Origin of the sequence: Quyinboa mangrovi (assembly GCF_042219825.1) — a bacterium.
In the GTDB taxonomy this organism is placed as follows: domain Bacteria; phylum Bacteroidota; class Bacteroidia; order Bacteroidales; family UBA5342; genus JBHJHP01.
On sequence record NZ_JBHJHQ010000076.1, the window covers coordinates 1 to 579 of the forward strand.

1 protein-coding gene is annotated in these 579 nt (G+C 29.2%); it reads right to left on the reverse strand.

Going from position 1 to position 579, the window contains the following annotated elements:
- Positions 1 to 23 precede the first annotated feature (23 nt).
- Positions 24 to 579, reverse strand: a 556-nt coding sequence (locus ACE1ET_RS20630) for a hypothetical protein (RefSeq protein ID WP_375730320.1), incomplete at its 5' end; no start/stop codon positions are given.

The following is a 579-nucleotide window of genomic DNA, read 5'->3' on the forward strand; positions in this document are numbered from 1 at the left end:
GTGTTGTGTGCTGCCATTTTTTACTATGAAAAAAATCCTCCAAGCCAGTTTATTTGAAGTCTTCCATTTTCAAGTCTCGCAATATATGTATTAGACCAAGTTGGGCCTGAAGTTTCAAATATCGCCAAATTATCTTTTAAATATATCGGGAAATTAAAAGTTGTCATCTTTATATCCGAACTATCTAGGTTTGTACAAATAAGAACTTTTTCTAAAGAATTTTCATCCTCAAAAATCTCCGTTATGTTATTTTTATCAGTAACAAATCCAACAGTCTGATTTGAAAGGTTAAGTCCCATTGCATAAAGTCTAAATTCATCAAGATACTGATAACCTGTTTCCTCTATTAATTCAATATTTGAAGAGTCTAATAACAGAACAAAAACGTAATTATATCGGGATTCTAAGTTTCTGAGATCTTTAGCAGACTTTAAATCATTAATTACATTTTCGTAATAAATATATTTTTCAACTGATGTGCTTTGTCCAAATGTTGTAAGTTGTATAAAAAAGAAAACTATTAGGATATATTTATTCATATTATGTAATTCCCCTTCTAATATGGTTGCACACAACGTT